We start from the raw sequence: 20,895 nt of genomic DNA, 5'->3' as shown, positions 1-20,895 counted from the left end.
TTTGAACTTTTATTAACTTGATCCTTTAGAAGGCGATTTTTCGAGCAGGTCTTTTGGGGTAATCCAAAAATGTTCATCTATATCTAACATCTCTTGCGGTAATAATGAATTATTCAATTGAATGATCCTGCGATTAGGTAAATCCAAACGTTCAAACAGTGTTTTAAAATGATGTTCAAATAACCTATCAAACGAACCGTCTGCTTTGGCTTTGTGCAGTCCTTCAGTTAAGATTTTCGCTAATTCAAGATTATCTTTAGCAACATAAAAAACATATGCGGATTTGTATCGAATGAGTAGATGAGGATCGAGGACAATACTCATATTAGTATATTCACGCTGTTCCATTTCGATCTCAATGACCCCACGTGGGAAAAAGTCGAAACGGTCTAGTAATAACATTTCAGCTAGCGCTCTGCGGCTGGAACCCGATGCAATAGTAAAACCATTTTCTTTATAAATTTTGTAATCAGCCCAATTGAGACGTTGCCCGGGATTAAATGCGCGAACTCCGAGTATCCAACGTGGATAGGTGCTTAATTATCAGTTAAGTAGGTTTTAAGCAATGCCCTTGAGAAGCGCAGTTCGCGATCTATAGTACTAGTCGATAACCCTGTGACAAGTGCCATTTCAGCAAAATTTAAACCCGCAAAATATTGTAATTCTATGAGCTGAGCTTTACGGCTGTCCTTTGCTGCTAGGGCCTCTATAGCGTCATCCAAGGACAACATTTCTATCGATATGCCCATCGAACTATTGTTATCTTCAACACAAGTATTGAAGGTTATGTCTTTACCACTGCCTCCCCGTTTAGCTGCCGTTTTTGCTTTAGCGTGATCAACCAACATGCGGCGCATCATGCGTGCTGCCAGTGCATAAAAATGAGCACGATCTTGCCAGCTAACATTAACATCAATTAGTTTTATAAAAGCTTCATTCACTAATGCAGTTGGTTGCAAGGTATGGTCTGATGATTCGTGATTAAACAACCGGCCTGCAATGTTTTTTAGTTCTTTATAAATCAATGGCGATAACTGCTGCAACACCATTTTATCACCACTACCAAACTGGTGAAGTAACTGCGTAATGTTGGATCCCTTTTGCATGGTTATTCAGTGACGCCTATTAGGTGAAATCATGTCAAATCCACTATAAACCGGTTTGTGATTGAATGCGATAAGCCATAACAACTCACTCTTTTTGAATATATTAAAATCTCCAAGATATAAAATGTTCTAGAAGCTTGGATCTAAAGCGCCTATTATTTGTTCATTCAAGGACATATATAAACTTAGTGATCAAGCATGGCCAGCGATACATTATCTAGATTGCAAAATGCATTTGAACACGCGATTTCGCTGCCAGCGGATTTACAGCAACAATACCTTCTACAGCTTTCTGAATCAGACCCGAATCTACATCGTGAACTTATTACATTATTAGCGAACGATAAACATACCAATAACTTTATACATTCCGCCCTTAACGCCACTTTTGATGATATGCAAAAAGACAAGCCCCTGTGGATAGGTAAAACCTTTGGCGCATTTAAAATTACCGCAGAAATTGCCAGCGGCGGAATGGGGGTAGTATTTTTAGGTGAGCGTGATGATGACAATTTTGAACAAACTGTCGCGATTAAAATACTCAGCGGTATGCTGGCGTCTTCACAAATGCAACAGGCCTTTGACAACGAACGGCAAATTTTTGCACGAATGCATCACCCTTATATCGCTCAACTTTACGATGGCGGAGCGACAAATGATGGTGTGCCGTATTTAATTATGGAATATGTTGAAGGTGAGCCTATTGACGAATATTGTGAAAATAGGCAACTATCAATCAAACAACGCTTAACTTTATTCCAAAAAGTCTGCGAAGCCGTTAGTTATGCACATCGTAATCTTATTGTGCATAGAGATATTAAACCTTCCAATATATTAGTCACTCGCTCCGGCATTCCTAAATTACTGGATTTTGGTATCGCTAAAGCTATTAATGTCAACACTGGCAAACAACAGGGCGAAATAACCCAAATTGGAAACCGGCCATTAACCCCCGCTTTTGCGAGTCCTGAGCAAATAAAAGGAGAAGCGATTACCACATCGAGCGACATTTATTCGTTAGGCGTATTACTGCACTATTTGCTAAGTGGTGGCATGCCTTTTAAAAACGGCGATATTACTGATCAGAATCAATTTGATGTGTTACCTATTGCGCCTAGTCAAACGTTCAAAAAGAGACAAAAAGAATCTAAAGGGTTAAGCAGTAGTGATATAAAAATATATAAAGCACTTAAAGGTGATTTGGATGCCATTGTGCTCAAAACACTAAATGAAGAAAGTGAACGACGATACATTTCTGTGGATGCCATGTACGAGGATATAAAACGATACTTGGATAACAAACCCGTTCAAGCACAGAAAAGTAGCAATCTCTATTACCTTAAAAAATATCTCAAGCGACATGCTAGCGGTGTCATGTTGGCAACGTTATTTATAGTCAGTATAGGGGTTTCCTCTTGGTTCGCAGTTGCTCAGCATTTTAAGTATGTCGCACACAAAGATGCAGCTGAGGAATTGTTTGTTTTTATGTCTAGTATATTTTACAAGGCGGGGAATAATCGAATAACAGTAAAAGAAATTCTTGATAATGGTGCTGCACTAATCAAGAACAATTCAGCGATCCCCAATTCAAAGAAAGCTAAATTTCTCAGTGATATGAGTGAAAGCTACATAAAACTGGGTGAATATGAAACTGCCAATACATTTCTTGATGATGCTTTAACCATTCACAAAACAGGGAAGGGAACTATTGAAGATAAAATTGATATTTTATGGCTGCTAGGTTTCTTGCGGTCTACTCAAAAAAGGACTGCCGAAAGTATTGAGGTTCTTAGAGAGACAGTAGAATTAATCGAGCAATCTAATTATTTTGGTAAAAATACCCATGCATATGTATTGGATATGCTTGCAGGATCATTGTCTGATCTCGGCGAATATGAAGAAGCAATTGACTTATATTCTCAATCTTTAGCCAATTTTAAAAAAATATCCAGAAGAGGCGCGCGCTGTGGTTATCGCTAACCATAATTTAGCCATTATTCTTCATTTAAATGGAGAATATTACAGGGCATTAGAGGTGGAATCTCAAGTGATCAAGGACGCGGTGGAGGTATTTGACGAAAAAGATGTGATTTTTTCAGCTATTTATAATTTCATGGGAACGTTAATAATCGATACTTCATTTAACAAACAAAAAGCGCTTAAATTTTTTCAACAAGCATTGGATTTTGACGAAGCTTTTTTTGGTCCAGAGCATATTGATGTTGCTATCGATCTTTCCAGCATCGCCGAATTAGAGTTGTTGATGGGAGAGTTTTCTAGTGCAACCCAAAAAATAAAACGGGCACTTAGGATCAATGAAGAAAAATTGGGTATCGAAGCAGTGGACGTAGGACACAATTTAGTTTTGCTGGCAAAATTGCAAATATTGGCTGGGCAAAATAATTTGGCGGTAAAATCTCTGGATAGAGCGGATAAAATATACAGAGTTTATTATGCTAACGAAGAACATGAATCACTTGCAAAGGCACTTTCCGTAAGAGCCATGTATTATGAAGCACAAGGTTTGGCAGTAAAATCTCTTGAGCACTATCAAAAAAGTAATGATTTACTAAATCGCCTATTCGATCAGTCGCATCCCTTAGTAATGGATAGTGCTCTAGATATTGCACATTCTTATATTAAGCTAAACAATAAAGATGCATCCAAGGTATATATTCAAAAAGTACAATCTGTTGTTTCTAGAAAGGAAATACCCACAAGAATAAAGCTAAGATTAAATAACATTCTAGAAGCACATAATAATCCCTAACAAGACCGGTGAAAAACCTAGTTCTCGCTAAATAGAGCTTGAAGACAATCCATTCACCAAAGCCATTTCTTCGAAGTTTAAGCCTACAATATACTGAAGTTATATCAGCAGTGCCTTACGTGCATCATGTTCGGCTAACAGCTCAATGGCTTCATGAAGTGTCAACAGGTCCACTTTAAATGAAACCCAATCCTACATGCACACAGAGAGTATTAAATGATTTACAGCTATCGCTAGCTGAATAAATTCTATCTCTTAAATTAATTGAAAAGGTTTGGGCAAATTTCCAACTATCTCTCGCTATTAACAATAAGTACTTCACAAAGGTGCTCAATCACATTGTTTTTTAGGAGAAGGAAATGATCAATTTAAATCACAAACGTTTTACTACCGAGACTTTGTTAGCCTCAGCTAAAATGTTAATACTTGTTATTCTGTTCACATTAAATATCACCTCTTGGGCTGCTGAAATAACAGTAACCAACACTGAGCCATTTGGGCCTGGAAGTCTTGCGCAAGCCGTTGATGATGCCAACATATTGGCTGGGAAAGATACCATTGTGTTTGATCGGTCAATATTTGGGTCGGCGCAAAACATTAAAATTTCTAGAACACTGAAAGTAACTGATGACTTACTGATTGATGGTTCAGGTACTTTTCAAGGAACAGTTAGTTTTTCACCTGCAGCACTAAGCATGAGAGAGTTATTTGCTGTTGAAGGTCAAGCAGGAAACAGGGTTGAGTTTGAAATTAAGCAGCTTGGGCTAAAAGTGGCAAGAATAACAATTGAACGGACTGGCCGCTTAATTAGAGGCGTTAATGCCAATATATATTTAGATGACCTTACTTTATCAGGTCAAGGTAATACGCTGATTAATGGGAGTGGAGCAGCCATAGCTATAGAGAATGGCAACCTAAAACTCACTCATTGTCGAATACAGCAATTTCAATCAGAATTTCGCGGTGGCGCTATTTACGCCAGGTTAGAAGATGACGATAAAATTATTATTGACCACTGTGCATTAAGTGAAAATAGAGTGGTGGGCAAGGATAATTCTAGATTCCTTTTGGATGGTGGTGCGATTTATATCGAAGGTGGTTTCACAACAGAGCCGAATCTTATCATTACCAATAGTGAGCTTAGCGATAACGCAACTCAATCAGGAAGTGGAGGCGCAATTAGTGCTAGTCAAACTATCAATATCAGTATTAGTAATTCAACACTTAGCGGTAATTCTGCATATCATCAGGGCGGAGGTCTTTACCTTACATCCCAAAGTGGAATAAGAGGTGCTTCAGAACATGCCCCTTTATTTTTGCAATCCACCACAATAACTAACAACTTTGCCGGTGAAGGTGGCGGGCTAAGAATTTTGACTTACAGAAGTATCTATCCAGTATCAATGGCAAATAGTGTGATTGCAGGAAATCATGCGAGTCCCAGTGGCACTAATTTTCGTACGGACATTTATGGTGGGAAAATAACAGCTAGTTATTCAATGATCGGTAGTATTCAAGGTGTGGATTTTGTTGAGCACTCTTCTGCAATAGGAAGTGTGCTAACGGAGATTGATCCAATGTTTGCGCCGTTGACAGATAACAAAGGTCAAACACAAACTCACGCTTTACAAGCAGGCAGCCCATTAATTGATGCGGGAAAACGTCATGCACAGCCCAAAGATGACAGAGTTGCGGATTATACTTTTGATCAACGTGGTAACGGCTATGCAAGAGTACAAGGTGCCAATATGGACATAGGCGCATTTGAATTTCAGGTAAGCACTAACTGCAATAACTGTGGTGGTGGGACAACTGACAATAGCGGTGGTGGCGGATCTTTATGGCTGTTGCTAATAGTCTTAAGCACAATATTGCTTTTCAACATTGTCAGCTCATGTCGTAGTAATAGCTACAGGATTTTCTCATGAAACAAATCATGCTTCTAATACTGATGACCTTCATTGTTATGGGGTGTTCTAGTAATTATCATCGGGTGGATCCCGTTGTAACACCCATCAATACGCCTCAGGAAGGCGAAACTGCCACGGCCAATATAGGTGATAACATATTACTTCAAGCGACTTATTATACCTTCGATGCCATCGAGTTACGTCAGGAGCTTTCAAGAAATTTTGGTTGCCACAATGCCACTGCAGGTTGGTACATAAAAACCTCTACAGACAGTGATTTCGATTATTACTCACCTGCACCTAAGACTCGTGATGGTGGTCATTTCTATATAGCTGGTGGGTTATGTTTGGGCTGGGTTGACGCCATCAAAAGAGAAAGAGACACTGGCGATTTATGTTTGAGAAATAATTCTGTTCGAGATTTGTGTGATGATGATGATGACTTCAATTTAACAACCTTAGAATTACTGCATCTGAATAGTATTCAAAAATCCTTAATTTATAACGGTATGGTAGGTAATAAAGTGCTATTCGCTTATCGGGAGTTTAGTCATCAATCCAATGCCACTCACTATTCAAACAATGTTGAGTATGACCTAAATGAATCCAACGTTATTGGCTACAAAGGCGCCAAGATTGAAATACTCGAAGCCACTAATCGGTATTTACGGTATCGGGTAATAAAACATCTTGCGCACTGAAATCCCCGTGGCTAAATAAACCAGAGTTCCGGCTAAGTAAAATATTCGTTACTCAAATAGGAAAAGCCCAAGTCGTAAAACGATTTGGGCTTTTTTATAAGCTTCACTTTTTATTATTTCGTCACACAAATTCTGTGAGAAACCTATTCGCCAACTATTGGGCAAAGCCCGTGTTTTTATGATCAGATACTCTTGGAGGTGGTATTGTATCGAGTAAGGTTTTTGGGGAAATCCATAAATGCTCTTCTATATTTAACATCTCTTTCGGTAATAGGGCGTTATTCAATTCAATAATTCTGCGATTAGGTAAATCTAAACGTTCAAATAATGCTTTAAAATGATGTTCAAACAACCTATCAAACGAACCGTCTGCTTTGGCTTTGTGCAGACCTTCAGTTAAGATTTTAGCTAATTCAAGATTATCTTTAGCAACATAAAAAACAAATGCGGATTTGTATCGAATGAGTAGATGAGGATCGAGGACAATACTCATATTAGTATATTCACGCTGTTCCATTTCGATCTCAATGACCCCACGTGGGAAAAAGTCGAAACGGTCTAGTAATAACATTTCAGCTAGCGCTCTGCGGCTGGAACCCGATGCGATAGTAAAACCATTTTCTTTATAAATTTTGTAATCAGCCCAATTGAGACGTTGCCCGGGATTAAATGCGCGTAACTCATCAAGTGTACTCACATCAGCAAAAATCTGTTGTTTGGCTTGTGTCACAAATGCTAAACGCCAGCCAATTAAACCCTTATAGATTGGAGCTTTTACCGGGAGATATGTATTGAATCGCTCTTTAGTTGCGCTGCCCCAGACTATGTCGATACCTTGATGTTTAGCCATTATCTGAAAGGCGCGTACTCCGGGTATCCAACGTGGATAACGTGAAATCAAGACATCTGCTTTTTGGTATGACAGTATTTGGGCTAAGAGGGCGTCTTCAAAACCATCTAAGTTAAGCCCGAAGCTAACCAGTTTAGTTGTAGTTTTGGGAGCTATCACATTGTTTTCATTAGTTTTAGCAATAGTTGGGAAAGAAAAAAATATTAAAATAATAACGCCGATTATGTTTTTTCTGAACATCTTTACTTCCCATTCAAAACAACAGCAAATGAGGATAACTCGAGTAGAGCAATTCAGTAAATTTGTAATCCAACCCCATGACTATCAAGTATTGTTTGTAGTTTTCCTGAGTTTTTATCTTTTTAATGGTTTGGTTTAGCTGGGGTAACAATGCGCTGTGTTCTTTTCTTATTTTCATCATCATTGCTTGCTTGACCCTCTGTTTCACTGGCAAGAAAAAATACGTCTTTTTTCTTGGTAATACGACTGACTATATCATCCAAACGTTTTTGATTGCCTTCATTAAGTTCACGGTTTTGCAATTCTGTTAAAAATTCCAAAGTGTTCACTTTTTTGTAGGAAAGTAGCTCTGCATGTACTAAACCCTGTAACAAGTTGAGGCTAAAAGCCAGCTCTCGTGGGAATAGTAAATAAGCGTTATAGAAGTCCTCAGTTGCTTCGATATAATTTTTGAACGTGTATTTTTGCAACCCAATTTTATTAAATTCAAGGGCTTGCGGCCTTCTTTCACCAATAGCATCTTCGCCCTTAGCAACCAACATGCTTGAGACAGTTTTTTCATTACCGTCATTAATGTCTCTCAGTTTTTCTTGGCTAAGCTTTAAAAATTCTTTGGCTTTTTCGGTATCACCTGTATTTCGCCATGCTTGAACAGCATCGGTGATAGTGGATATTTCAGCGTCTTGTAGTTCACTCATACCTGGGCGAGATAAAATTTCATTGGCTTTGACCAGATTACCTTCCAAAAACGCGATATTCGCAAACATGTAATCCTTTCGAATGGTTAAACTAGGATCTGATAGTTTTCTGCCTGCCGCTCCAATTAAAAATTTCGCGACTTTTAAATCTGAAGTGCGTTGGGTATTAGATCTTAGTTCGGCTTCAGTTATATAACAACGAGCGAGATCGAGGGATATTTCATCGTAACGTTCGCGAATTGAACGATTAGATTCGCGCTTTTTTTCTAGTAAAGCGATAGCTTCGTGGCCCCGCTCTTGTGCTTGATATATATAGGATTTTAAACGAGCAGCAGGAATAGATAACTCGCCTTCGCGAATTTGATGCATATAGTTTTCGGCTTTACTGTATTGATTATTGCTGACGCTGATACGTGCTAGCCACTCACAAGCTTTGTCGTTGGTGAGTTCTGACCGAGTCAATTCGTGTAATAAGGTTTCACTTTCTTCTACATGATCATCTAAAAATAAATTTTGGATCAGTCCCCATTTTGCCCATATGACTTTGTCTGAGCGTTCCAAAATACTGCGGTAAAGATCAGCTGCTTCAGAAAAACGACTTAATTTGGTTAATAACCTAGCGCGCAATTTGATCAGTGCACTTTTTTTCTTCGGTTGGGCATTTTCTTCTATTAGGTGATCTAGTACCACTAATGCTTGTGGGTAATTGTCATCATCCATCATTTCAAAAACAGGCATTAAATATTGATGTAGGGCAAGACAGTTAGAAATATTCTTAACCAAATTACGTATGGTATAAGGCTTAACTACTAAAGCTTCAGGATGCACGTCAACAATTTGGCCGATAATTAGTGGCAGTCGATCAGAGGTAATAAACATCACACAAGTCGTGTGGGTGATTTGTTTCTGCTTTTGTAAGTCTTGTAATACCTCTACGCCGTTTTTATTTTGGCCAAGGTGAAAGTCCATCAATAAAAGATCCAACTTCTGACCTTTTAAATTAGCTTTTAGTTCTCGACCATTGCTGAAACAGCTAATTTGTCCAAACCCCATATCCAATAAATGATTGCGGATATTGGTGCGAGCCATGCCATTGTCTTCCACAACGGCGACTTTAATTTTAGCAAGTGACATATAAATGGACTATTTTTCTACACATAATCAGCAGCATAGCAGGCACAGGAGATAAAAATAATTAATTTTTTTAGGTCAATGTACATAGTCCCACTTAAATGCAAAGTTTAAGCTTGTATAGCTAACGAAACACTTATCTAAAAACTAAATTGTTTGCTTTACGTTAACGTAAAGGTAAAAATTTGTTAGCCTCGTAAAATATAAACAATTTAGGATTATTTATGCAGCTTGTTCCGTCCTTGATCAATGGCGAATTGATAGTGTCGTCTTCGTTACCAAACATAGCAGTGACTAACCCTGCCAATAATAAAGTTATTGCTGAGTTGACTTGCACTACTGACGCAGAATTAGCTTTGGCTGTAGCAAGCGCTAAAGCTGCTTTTGAAACCTGGAAAGAAGTGCCAGCGTCAGAAAGAGCAAGAGTGATGATGCGTTACCAACAACTTCTTAAGGAGCATCATGATGAGCTTGCTACACTTTTAAGCAGTGAAACCGGCAAAACTTTTGCCGATGCTAAAGGGGATGTATGGCGCGGTATCGAAGTAGTCGAACAAGCCATGAATATTCCAGCAATGATGATGGGCGAAACCGCTGAAAATGTGGCCAGGGGCATAGATACCTATAGTTATATTCAGCCTTTAGGTGTGTGTTTAGGTATCACCCCTTTTAATTTTCCAGCCATGATCCCCTTGTGGATGTTCCCTATGGCGATTGCTTGCGGCAACACTTTTATTCTTAAACCATCTGAGCAAGACCCATTAACGCCAATGAAACTAGCTGAGCTATTTGTACAAGCTGGCGCGCCAGAAGGTGTATTAAATGTGGTGCATGGTGGTAAAGACCAAGTGAATAAACTGCTGGTCGACCCTGATATCAGGGCGGTGTCTTTTGTTGGTTCGGTTCCCGTAGGACAACATATTTATAAAACTGCAACTGACAACATGAAGCGTGCGCAGTGTTTTGCTGGCGCTAAAAATCATTCGGTGATCATGCCTGATGCTAATAAACAGCAGGTGTTGAATAATCTGGTAGGTGCCTCTGTGGGCGCTGCGGGCCAGCGTTGTATGGCTATTTCTGTGGCGGTATTTGTAGGTCAAACCAAAGACTGGATTGCTGAGCTAACTGAGCTATTAAAGGCCGTTCAACCGGGATTATGGGATGATGAATCAGCCGGTTTTGGTCCGCTAATCAGCCCACAAGCCAAACAAAAAGTGTTATCGCTTATTCAACAAGGTAAAGACGAAGGGGCAACTTGTTTGCTTGATGGTTCTGACTTTGTGTTGGATATAGACGGTTACCAAGACGGCAACTGGGTTGGACCTACGGTATTTTCTGATGTCACAGAAGATATGGTGATATACCAACAAGAAATTTTTGGTCCAGTGTTATGTTGTATGGCAGTAGATACCTTAGAAGAGGCTATCGCTTTAGTTAATCGTAACCCTTATGGTAATGGCACCTCTATATTTACTGCCAGTGGCGCTGCTGCACGTAAATATCAACATGAAATTGAAGTGGGTCAGGTGGGTATCAATGTACCTATTCCTGTGCCATTGCCGTTTTTCTCTTTTACGGGTTGGAAAAACTCATTTTATGGCGACTTGCACGCCTACGGAAAACAAGCTGTGCGTTTTTATACCGAGACTAAAACCGTGACTGCTCGCTGGTTTGAGGATGATCTTGCCTCAGGACCCAATATGACTATCTCATTGAAATAGGTGGCGTTATGAATTTTGATTTAACCGAAGACCAACTTGCCTTTGCCGAAACTGCTAAACAATTTGCAGAGCAAGAACTTGCACCTAATGCGGCTAAGTGGGATAGAGAGCATATTTTTCCCAAAGAGGTGATCCAAAAAGCCGGTGAGCTTGGGTTTTGTAGTTTATATACTCCTGAAGATGAAGGCGGCATGGGCTTAAGCCGCTTGGACTCTTCGATTATTTTCGAACAACTAGCAATGGGCTGCACCGCAACCACAGCCATGATGACTATTCATAATATGGCTACTTGGATGGTCGCGACTTGGGGAACAAGAGCCGCTAAAGATAAGTGGTGTCCAAGCCTAGTCACAGGTGAAAAGCTCGCTTCTTATTGCTTAACTGAACCAGGCTCTGGCTCAGATGCCGCCGCAATGCGCACTTCAGCCAAAAAAGACGCGGGCGAATACCTGTTAAACGGTTCCAAGATGTTCATTTCAGGTGCCGGTGAAACTGATGTCTTAGTAGTGATGGCGCGTACTGGTGAAGCTGGCCCTAAAGGCATCTCTGCTTTTGTGGTTCCTGCCGATGCTGAAGGTGTGATCTATGGCAAGGCAGAAGAAAAAATGGGCTGGAATGCACAACCCACTCGTTTAATTACCTTTGACAATGTGCGTATATCGGCTGATTGTTTATTGGGTGAAGAAGGGCAGGGGTTTACCTTTGCCATGAAAGGCTTGGATGGCGGGCGCATCAACATTGCTACCTGCTCAATTGGTACTGCACAAATGGCATTACAAACAGCCAAAAATTATATGCAAGAGCGTACCCAATTTGGCAAACCATTAGCGGCATTTCAAGCCTTACAATTTAAATTAGCAGATATGGCTACCGAACTAGTGGCCGCGAGGCAAATGGTTAGATTGGCCGCATTTAAACTAGATAATCAAGACTCTGAATGCAGCGCTTATTGCGCTATGGCAAAACGTTTTGCAACCGATGTGGGTTTTAATGTGTGTAATGAAGCATTACAAATTCACGGTGGTTATGGCTATATCAAAGAATATCCATTAGAAAGATATGTAAGAGATGTGCGAGTACACCAAATTTTAGAAGGTACCAATGAAATTATGCGAATGATCATTGGTAGACGTTTATTAGCAGAGAATGCTGGTGACATCCTTTAGGATTTAAGACCCCTCATATAGGTAAGGAATTTTATGTCTAATGAAAATGCAGTGGTTTATTTCGACGAAATAATCACAGAGTGTGGTTTTAAGATTGGCCATGCAACCTTAAACAAAGCTGCTGCACTTAATGCTCTCGATTTGCAAATGATCAGACTGCTAACGCCTCAATTAGAAAAATGGCAGCAAGATCCTAAGATTGCTATGGTGTTTTTAGATGGAAGTGGCGAGCGGGCTTTTTGTGCGGGTGGCGATATTGTGTCTATGTATAAGTCAATGCAGGCCTCGCAAGCCGACAAAGAAAGCTCAGAGGCAGCTAATCAATTAGCCTTGCAGGAATTTTTCACTGAAGAATACCAACTCGATTACCTTATTCATACTTTCTCCAAGCCTGTCTTAATATGGGGTAATGGTATTATTATGGGTGGCGGCTTAGGCTTGATGAGTGGTGGCAGTCACAGAGTTGTCACTGAAAATTCGCGTATTGCTATGCCCGAAATCAGTATCGGATTATACCCTGATGTTGGCGGCAGCTACTTTTTAAATCAAATGCCAGCGGGCAATGGTTTGTTTTTAGGACTAACAGGTGCAAGCATCAATGCCACCGATGCTTTGTATAGTCATTTGGCCGACTACTTTGTACCCCAAGATGCAAAAGCTACACTCTTTGCCAGATTATTATCCGCAAATTGGCAAGAGGAATTATTACATCAAACATTAACCAGTATTTGTGATGATTTTCACTCCCTACATTTTGGTCAATTGCCACAGGGAAATCTTCAAGAAAATCAGCAGTGGTTAACAACTTTGGCCGCGCAAACTGATGTTGTGGCAGCGGTTGACTACATAATGTCAGCCAATGCTGGTGATAATAAATGGTTAAACAAAGCACAAAAAACTTTAAGTGCGGGGTCACCTATCACGGCAAATTTGGTTTTTGAACAACTGCATAGAGGCAAGGGTATGAGCTTAGCAGCATGTTTTCAAATGGAGTTAGGTTTGTCATGTAAATGTGGCGAGTTTGGTGAATTTCAAGAAGGGGTAAGGGCGCTGATGATTGATAAAGATAATCAGCCCAATTGGCGCTATAAGTCTGTTGAACAAGTACCGCAAGCTACTATTGATTATTTTTTTGCTGATATTTGGTCTCAAGACTCTCATCCATTAGCACAGCTAAACGCAGGTTAGGGGAATAAAATGTCTAATAAACTACCTAAAATAGCCTTTATCGGTTTGGGCAATATGGGCGCACCTATGGCTCATAACTTGTTAAAAGCCGGTTTTTCAGTGAGTGTATTTGACCTAGTGCAAACCGCTATGGACAATCTACAACAAGCAGGGGCTACTGCAGCCAATTCTGCAGCAGATGTTGTTCAGGGAGCCGATGTAGTGATATCCATGTTGCCAGCAGGTAAGCATGTTGAGTCACTTTACATTGGTGAAAACGGCCTAATTAACCAGTTAAAAGCTGGTACTTTGGTGATTGATTCGAGCACTATAGATGCATCGACTTCAATAACGGTTGCCAATAAACTGGCCGAAAAAAACATCTATTTTATTGATGCTCCTGTATCTGGTGGGGTCAGTGGTGCCATGGCGGGTACTCTGACTTTTATTGTGGGTGGTGACGAGCAGGATTACGCGACAGCATTACCGATTTTGCAGGCAATGGGCAAAAACATCTTCCATGCTGGCGACCACGGTGCCGGTCAAGTGGCTAAAATATGCAATAATATGTTGTTATCTGTTTTGATGTTAGGCACCTCTGAAGCCCTACAGATGGCGATTGATAACGGCCTAGATCCTAAAGTGATGTCGGACATTATGTTGCAAAGTTCTGGCAGAAACTGGACCTTAGAATTGTATAACCCCTGCCCTGATGTGATGCCTAATGTGCCTTCATCGAATGATTATCAAGGTGGCTTTATGGTGGATTTGATGAAGAAAGACTTAGGCTTGGCAATGGACGCTGGGCTTAAGAGTCAATCTCTCACACCCATGGGAGCACTCGCACAAAGCTTATATAATATCCACAGTCAGCAAGGCAACGGACAACTGGATTTTTCCAGTATTTTTAATTTATTTTCCAAGCAAGAGAAGTAGCAATGAATTTACAAAATAAAGTGATTGTTATCACAGGCGCAGCCCAAGGTTTGGGCAAAGCAATGGCTGAAGAATTTGCCAAACAAGGCGCACATATTGCCTTGTTAGATATGCAAACCGAAGCCGTTGAAGCGGCCGCTGCCGAAATCGAAAAGTTAGGCGTAAAAGCTAATGGTTACGCAGTTAATGTCACCGACGAACAACAAGTGGAAGCCACCTTTGCAAAAGTGGCTGCGGATTTTGGACAAATTAACGGTTTAATTAATAGCGCAGGCATCATGCGTGATGGCATGTTACTTAAAGTGAAAGAAGGTAAGATCGTAAGTAAAATGCCACTAGAGCAATTCCAATCTGTACTGGATGTAAATGTCACAGGCACCTTTTTGTGTAGCCGCGAAGCCGCCGTTCAAATGGTCGAAACCAAAAGCAAAGGAGTGATAGTGAATATCTCCTCTGTATCTCGTGCAGGTAATGCCGGTCAAACTAACTACTCAGCATCCAAAGCGGCAGTCGCCACTATGACAGTATCATGGAGCAAAGAGCTCGCCCGTTTTGGTATTCGCACTGGGTGTATCGCACCTGGCTTAGTCGAGACTGCTATGGCCGCACAAATGCGCCCTGAAATGCGTGAAATGTTTATCAAAAGTATTCCTGCGCAGCGTTTAGCCGAAGTGGAAGAATTGGCCCATGCGGCTAAGTTTATTTTTGAGAATGAGTATTTTACGGGTAGGACTTTGGAGTTGGATGGGGGGACACGGGTTTAGGTTTTATTTAAATACTTTTAGTCATCACTTTCAGTGATTGTAAATAGGTAATGTAGCCATCATTAGTCGATGGCTTTTTATGCCCTAGCGGGCACTGCCATCCCTAGCAGGTTTCTCACAGAATCCCTTTTGTGCGACTTACTTTCTTGCTACAGCTCAAGAAAGTAAGCAAAGAAAGCCGCTCGAGGGCAAAGCTCTTCATTCACTAAACTATCCATTTTTGCAGGTCGTAATGATTCGTTCCCGACGAGGCATTACTCAATCGCCTGTCCATGGCGATTGACCTACAAAAATGAGTAATTTAGTGGCGAGCTTTGAGTCGAGGGTAAATCAAAAGCATCGGCTTTTCCGACTAATATTTAGATACTTAATTGAAATTAAGTATCTGGCTTTATATTCAGTGATTGGTTGTGTGTCCAATAACAGCCGATCGTCGACATTGTGGGGTATCGCCACAAGTATTCTTTGCTTGTATGTAGAAAAGTGTTTATAAAAGAAGCACGTAGAGACCGTGTAAAAATATGGTCTTAATTATATGCGACATAATTTCGTGTTTAAACACAACGTTATGTCGTCGAAAAATTGTTATGTTCTGAATTGATCAATTTTACAACGAGGAAGTAAATAAATGAGAGTATTAATAATATTAGTAACTATGTTTTTAGTGTTTGGTTGTACAACAACTTTAACTGTAAAAGGACAAAGCGTCAGGATTGTAGAAAGTAATCAGCAATCTAATTGCAAATTTCTAGGAACCGCATCTGCGTTTGACACTCTTGGCGCTACGGCTGGTCATGAATCCGAAAATGCTTTAAATGAACTTCGAAATAAAGCTGCTATTCTCGGCGGGAATGCTATAAAAATCCTTAATCTAGATTCCACTATTCAAGGCGCAACAGCTACAGGTGAAGTACTTATATGTAATTTTGGTGAAGGAATATAACAAGAAATTTGAAGTTGGATACTTGGCAGGAGCAGCCATCTGCCTTATAACTTGGTGTTAGAACGGCATCAATTACAAGTTATATTAAATAGAAAAGCCCCCCATCTTTAAAAGTAGCAAATCATCCCCTGCTTCAAGGTAGAAGTACACCACCTGAAAACCATTTCAAACCGTCGTTTCTTCTCTTTATTCGGGTTTTCCCCCCGCTTATGGGGTTTGTATATTTCCATGATTATCTCTGCGCTACTTTAGCCTCATACCAAAGAGCTACGGCCACGAATAACACATATTAGAATGGATGATTTAGAGGATGGGAAAATGACACAAACAACTCAACAGACGGTATTAGCTAAGCAACTGAAAACACAAAAACTAATCAACTATGCGTTCGGCGTTAGTATCTTGGCGCTTGGTAGTTATGTGGCGCTGGGCAATTCCCAAAACACAACTAATGTCGCCACATTCGAAGAAATATCGGTTCAGCGTATTAATATTATTGAAACAAATGGTCTTAACCGCATGGTACTTGCAAATTCAGATAAAGCCCCAGCCGTTGAACAATATGGCAAAGAGGTGTTCCGTTCTAATGGAGCCCGTCCTGGAATGATTTTTTATAATGATGAAGGCACAGAAAATGGCGGTCTGATATTCAGAGGAAAAAAAGAGAATGAAAAAGTAAGTCATGGGCTGCACATGTCGTTTGATCGCTACAACCAAGATCAAACCATGATGATGCAGCATATAGAGCAAGAAGACTTCATGATTACTGGCTTAACCATTATGGACAGGCCTAGTAGGGATATGGACTTTGAGTTAAGCAATGCGTTTACCAAAGCCCAGGCAGAAGGTGACAATGGAAAAATGGCCGAGCTTGAAACACTAATCATTGCGGAAAATAAAGGAGCCGCGCGGCGAGCCTTTTACGGCACCTTAAATGGGAGCTCTCAACTGCGCTTAAATGATGCACAGGGCAATAAACGTATCCAACTGCTTGTGAGCAAAGAAGGCGATGCAAAATTAGAGTTTTTAGATGAGGAAGGAAACGTTATTATGCGCTTGCCTGATACCAGCCAAGCTAAAAAGCAATAAGACACACCATGAACAAGTTAACTAATTTTTTTATCATTTGCCTGTTTTCTTTGTTTATGGTGTTGTATTCCGCCCAATTGCAAGTCAAACCGGGGGAGGCCATTCAGTGGCATTTTGATGCCCCCGTGTGGATGGCAATTCAATGCTTTATTGCCCAATGGATAACGTTACGTTGGTTTGAGTTTTTTCAGACGCGACGGCAGAAAATCACCGATACCAATAGCTATATTCGTGTATTTCTGTGCAGCAATGCAAGCTTTACACTAGTAGTAACCGGATTAATTTGCGTCCTTGAGTTGGCAATTGGTATTCAAACTATCACTCTGGCCCATATACTCTCGCTAATCAGTATGCAGTTTATTTTGCACACTATTGTCGGGGGATTTACCCTCGCATTTAAGGTTTTTGAACAGATAAAACAGCAAGGGATTGCCTTACAACAAACGGAAAAATCACTACTCGAAAGTCAGGTAAAAACATTGCAGCAGCATATCGACCCTCACTTTTTATTTAATAACCTCAATGTGTTATCAGCGCTTATTCAACAAGATCCAGATGATGCGGATGAATATCTCAATACGTTTTGCGATATTTACCGCTACATTTTGCAGCATAAAGATCATACATTGGTCTCGTTAAAACAAGAACTAGCCTTTGCCACAAACTATATGGATTTGATAAGCACACGCTTTGACAAGGCCTACACTTTAGAGGTGACTACTATGCCCGCTGCCGATCTAAGCAGCAAAGTGTTGCCTTGTTCCTTGCAACTAGCGATAGAAAACGCAATTAAGCACAACCAGGGCGATAAAGCGGATCCCTTAGTTATCAAGATAACCATTGAGGAAAATCAGTTACGTATTTTTAATAAGATAAACGAGAAAGAGTTCAAACAGGAATCCACTCGGTTAGGGATCACAAACTTGCAATCTCGCTGCAATACGATATTTAACCAACCGTTAAAGGTGGAGCACACACCTGACCATTTTGAGCTGATTTTGCCTCTATGTAAGCAAAAGGAAGCAGTATGAGAGTTGTGGTAATTGAAGATGAACCCCTAGCAAAGCAAAAACTGATAGGTTTCATTACCCGGTATTTCACTGATGCGACTATCGTTGCTCAGTTCGATAAAACTTCGGATGTATTGGCTTTTTTTGCATCTGAACAACAGTTGGATCTGATTTTTTCAGATATCGAATTACTCGACGGACAAGTGTTTAGTGCCTTAAACTCCCTCGATTTACCCTGCCCGGTGATCTATACCACCTCTTATGACCATCATTGGGCTCAGGCCTTTCAAAACCAAGGTATTGAATACTTGCTCAAGCCCTTTTCCTACAAGCGTTTTTCACAGGCCATGCTCAGCTATGAACAATTAAAAATCAATTTTTCGAGTTCTAAAAAAACGATTCTGGTTGATAACGGTACTCCCTATAAAAGCCGGTTTTTGCTGCGTAACGCACAGGCAATTGAAGTGTTAAGAACCGAGGATATAGTATGTCTACGCGCGACATCCGGGGTGATTTCTGCATACGATAAAAGTGGCCAACATCATATGCTGACGGGGAACTCAATTTCAGAACTTGAACAACAATTGGATCCTAAACAATTTTTTCGTTTAAACCGCAGTGACTTAATCAATCTGGATTATATCTGTGCATTTGAGAATTATGGCAAAGATACCCTCGCTGTATCGACTAATGTTTTAGACCAGCCGCTTATCACTAGTAAAACCCGCACGGCGCAATTCAAGAAGTGGTTAGATCGCTAAGCTCTGTATATAGCGCTGAAGTATGCTGTCTGTTTAACATGCAAGTGCAAAGATACGGCTATTAGGTACATCCTGATTTCGGCATGTAATAGGTCTTTAAACTGCTTTATTTTTAGAATTGGGCTGTAGTAGAAAGCCTGGAGTTTCTTGGACCAATAAAGGCGATATTTACGTTTATGACTGTTTTGCTAAATCCAGCCGTTGTATTCGACAAGATAAAGCTGGTTACATAGAGCATCATAACAGCCCTATTATAGAGCGGCCTAAACTCAGCGCACACACTTTCAAAGCTACCAGCACAACCTGTGCTCAATAGCGTTGTCTAAAATTTGAATTGGCTGAATCATTTAGTTGCATTAATAAGCCAAATCCCCAATCGGCCTGAATATCTTATTTCTTAAAACCCCATAGAGGAATATACCCATCACTTTATGCTTGTTGATTAGACTGTGATTGGGTGTCTTTATTAACTGGCACTTCAGATTAAAAAGCGACCAAGTAACAGGCAAAGCATTCAAATAAAGTTGGTTACCCTTAGTGCAATGTGTGATGATGTTGATTAGAGCGTTTATGAAGTCAATGTCTAGAGAATATGTACATGATCAATATTGGAAAAACACTATAATCGTTAATACTGGGAAGCTTTCCCCGTTGCTTTTAACATGTCTATTCAAGAGAAAGAATCTTTGTATGAAATTGGTTGTAAAACTGCTCTAGAATTCATTCCTAAAAGACTAAACAGTGTTGATACGGAAGCTAAAAAAATGGTTACGATTCCAAAAACGTGAAAAATTTAAAAAAATATTCCAATAAACCCATAATTGGCCCGCTAATAAAAAAAGTAATGAATATTGCGGTTAATAATGAACTTAAAACGGTATCCCGACATTTTGCAACTTACCTTTCACCTGTTTTGGCCACCAGTCCTTTACTTAAAGACGAAGCTTACCGTATTCGCCATGGTGTTTATTGCGAAGAATTAAAATTTGAAGCAGAAAATCCAGCTAAAATCGAAAAAGATGACTTTGATGATTATTCGTTTCACTGCCTCATACAGCATTTACCCACTCACAACTATGCAGGGACAGTCAGAGTTGTAAGGCCAGAAACCAACGGTCAAACTATACCGATTCAAAAGTACTGCTTAAACTCTATTTCCCCTGGAAAAATAAACCCTAATGATTTTAAACCTCATGAGATTTGTGAGATATCACGCTTGGCTGTTCCAAATGAATTTAGGCGTCGTAAAATGGATAAATATAGTGGCGCATCAACTGGGGTTATCAATCAACATACTTATTCTGTAAACGAACTAAGATGTTTCCCCTTTATTGCGATTGGGCTTTATTTATCTGCTGCTTCATTAGTAATGGAGAATCAAATAAAACATACTTTTGTGATGATGGAGCCCAGACTTGCACGCAGCATGAAGTTCATTGGTATAGAATTTGAACAAATCGGCCCTGTAATCGAATACCACGGCAAAAGAGCTCCGTATTATATCAACCCTGAATTACTGATGGAAAACCTCTCGCCAGGCATCAAATTAATGTTGAAACACATACGCCTCACATTAAATCATGGATAAAAAACTGTGGGATGGTTTACCAGGTTTACCAAGAGCAAGTTTACCAAGCCACCCATAACAAAAGTTTACCAAGCCACCCATAACAAAGTTTACAGAGTTTACCAAGAAGTTTACCAAGCCACCCATAACAATTTGACTAAATAAAAAGACAAGCTAGGCTTTGAATAGGAAATAAATCAAAGGATTGATGTCATGCCCCAGCCACGTAGCAGTCAAATTTGTTTATCGGATACTCCTTATTACCATTGTGTTTCCCGTTGTGTACGGCGCTCTTTTTTGTGCGGTGTGGATAGTTATTCAGGCCAGAGTTATGAACATCGCCGTGGATGGGTTGAAGAGCGGTT

General features: G+C 40.1%; 18 protein-coding genes and 1 pseudogene. 15 read left to right on the top strand and 4 right to left on the bottom strand.

Going from position 1 to position 20,895, the window contains the following annotated elements; translation table 11 throughout:
* Window positions 1-12: 12 nt before the first annotated feature.
* Window positions 13-402, bottom strand: a complete 390-nt coding sequence (locus GARC_RS03140; RefSeq protein WP_007616626.1) for a type 2 periplasmic-binding domain-containing protein — start codon at window positions 400-402, stop codon at window positions 13-15.
* A gap of 134 nt (window positions 403-536) precedes the next feature.
* Entirely contained in the window at window positions 537-1,106 is a 570-nt protein-coding gene (locus tag GARC_RS03135; RefSeq protein WP_007616624.1) for an ECF-type sigma factor, read from the bottom strand.
* A gap of 198 nt (window positions 1,107-1,304) precedes the next feature.
* Here GARC_RS03135 and GARC_RS25815 point away from each other — a divergent pair, with 198 nt between their 5' ends.
* The 4 genes from GARC_RS25815 to GARC_RS25810 all read left to right on the top strand — a co-directional run bounded on the left by GARC_RS25815 (window position 1,305) and on the right by GARC_RS25810 (window position 6,487).
* Entirely contained in the window at window positions 1,305-3,086 is a 1,782-nt protein-coding gene (locus GARC_RS25815) for a serine/threonine-protein kinase (RefSeq protein ID WP_007616623.1), read from the top strand.
* Complete coding sequence (locus GARC_RS03125; protein ID WP_007616622.1) at window positions 3,073-3,876, top strand: tetratricopeptide repeat protein; 804 nt, start codon at window positions 3,073-3,075, stop codon at window positions 3,874-3,876. The genes GARC_RS25815 and GARC_RS03125 overlap by 14 nt, the downstream gene beginning before the upstream one ends.
* A gap of 359 nt (window positions 3,877-4,235) precedes the next feature.
* Entirely contained in the window at window positions 4,236-5,804 is a 1,569-nt protein-coding gene (locus tag GARC_RS03120; protein WP_007616619.1) for a choice-of-anchor Q domain-containing protein, read from the top strand.
* Complete coding sequence (locus tag GARC_RS25810) at window positions 5,801-6,487, top strand: hypothetical protein (RefSeq protein WP_007616617.1); 687 nt, start codon at window positions 5,801-5,803, stop codon at window positions 6,485-6,487. Before GARC_RS03120 ends, GARC_RS25810 begins: the two co-directional genes overlap by 4 nt.
* A gap of 154 nt (window positions 6,488-6,641) precedes the next feature.
* On the opposite strand, the gene GARC_RS03110 is transcribed toward GARC_RS25810, so the two are convergent.
* Complete coding sequence (locus GARC_RS03110) at window positions 6,642-7,577, bottom strand: type 2 periplasmic-binding domain-containing protein (RefSeq protein ID WP_007616615.1); 936 nt, start codon at window positions 7,575-7,577, stop codon at window positions 6,642-6,644.
* Window positions 7,578-7,699: 122 nt separating this feature from the next.
* Complete coding sequence (locus GARC_RS03105; RefSeq protein WP_052151456.1) at window positions 7,700-9,409, bottom strand: response regulator; 1,710 nt, start codon at window positions 9,407-9,409, stop codon at window positions 7,700-7,702.
* A gap of 221 nt (window positions 9,410-9,630) precedes the next feature.
* On the opposite strand from GARC_RS03105, the gene GARC_RS03100 reads away from it, so the two are divergent.
* The 11 genes and pseudogenes from GARC_RS03100 to GARC_RS26650 all read left to right on the top strand — a co-directional run.
* On the top strand, window positions 9,631-11,127 hold the full coding sequence (locus tag GARC_RS03100) for a CoA-acylating methylmalonate-semialdehyde dehydrogenase (RefSeq protein ID WP_007616612.1): 1,497 nt from the start codon (window positions 9,631-9,633) through the stop codon (window positions 11,125-11,127).
* Between the two features lie 8 nt (window positions 11,128-11,135).
* Window positions 11,136-12,293: an acyl-CoA dehydrogenase family protein gene (locus GARC_RS03095; RefSeq protein ID WP_007616611.1), complete on the top strand. Its 1,158-nt coding sequence runs from the start codon at window positions 11,136-11,138 to the stop codon at window positions 12,291-12,293.
* Between the two features lie 33 nt (window positions 12,294-12,326).
* On the top strand, window positions 12,327-13,481 hold the full coding sequence (locus tag GARC_RS03090; RefSeq protein WP_007616610.1) for an enoyl-CoA hydratase/isomerase family protein: 1,155 nt from the start codon (window positions 12,327-12,329) through the stop codon (window positions 13,479-13,481).
* Window positions 13,482-13,490: 9 nt separating this feature from the next.
* Window positions 13,491-14,396: a 3-hydroxyisobutyrate dehydrogenase gene (gene mmsB, locus GARC_RS03085; RefSeq protein ID WP_007616609.1), complete on the top strand. Its 906-nt coding sequence runs from the start codon at window positions 13,491-13,493 to the stop codon at window positions 14,394-14,396.
* 2 nt (window positions 14,397-14,398) lie between these two features.
* Entirely contained in the window at window positions 14,399-15,160 is a 762-nt protein-coding gene (locus GARC_RS03080; RefSeq protein ID WP_007616606.1) for an SDR family oxidoreductase, read from the top strand.
* Window positions 15,161-15,788: 628 nt separating this feature from the next.
* The gene (locus GARC_RS03075; RefSeq protein WP_007616604.1) at window positions 15,789-16,103 is read left to right on the top strand and encodes a DUF4156 domain-containing protein; all 315 of its coding nucleotides are present in this window, start codon (window positions 15,789-15,791) and stop codon (window positions 16,101-16,103) included.
* Between the two features lie 318 nt (window positions 16,104-16,421).
* Entirely contained in the window at window positions 16,422-17,192 is a 771-nt protein-coding gene (locus GARC_RS03070; RefSeq protein ID WP_007616602.1) for a hypothetical protein, read from the top strand.
* 8 nt (window positions 17,193-17,200) lie between these two features.
* Complete coding sequence (locus GARC_RS03065; RefSeq protein WP_007616601.1) at window positions 17,201-18,223, top strand: sensor histidine kinase; 1,023 nt, start codon at window positions 17,201-17,203, stop codon at window positions 18,221-18,223.
* Window positions 18,220-18,963: a LytR/AlgR family response regulator transcription factor gene (locus GARC_RS03060; RefSeq protein WP_007616599.1), complete on the top strand. Its 744-nt coding sequence runs from the start codon at window positions 18,220-18,222 to the stop codon at window positions 18,961-18,963. Before GARC_RS03065 ends, GARC_RS03060 begins: the two co-directional genes overlap by 4 nt.
* 784 nt (window positions 18,964-19,747) lie before the next feature.
* On the top strand, window positions 19,748-20,551 hold the full coding sequence (locus GARC_RS03055) for a PEP-CTERM/exosortase system-associated acyltransferase (RefSeq protein ID WP_007616597.1): 804 nt from the start codon (window positions 19,748-19,750) through the stop codon (window positions 20,549-20,551).
* A 192-nt stretch (window positions 20,552-20,743) separates the two neighbouring features.
* Window positions 20,744-20,895, top strand: a pseudogene (locus GARC_RS26650) (transposase); the annotation flags it as partial.

This window comes from Paraglaciecola arctica BSs20135 (assembly GCF_000314995.1).
Classification (GTDB): Bacteria; Pseudomonadota; Gammaproteobacteria; order Enterobacterales; family Alteromonadaceae; genus Paraglaciecola; species Paraglaciecola arctica.
The sequence above is the reverse complement of the archived record's forward strand: the minus strand, read 5'-3'. Positions and strand labels throughout refer to the sequence as shown.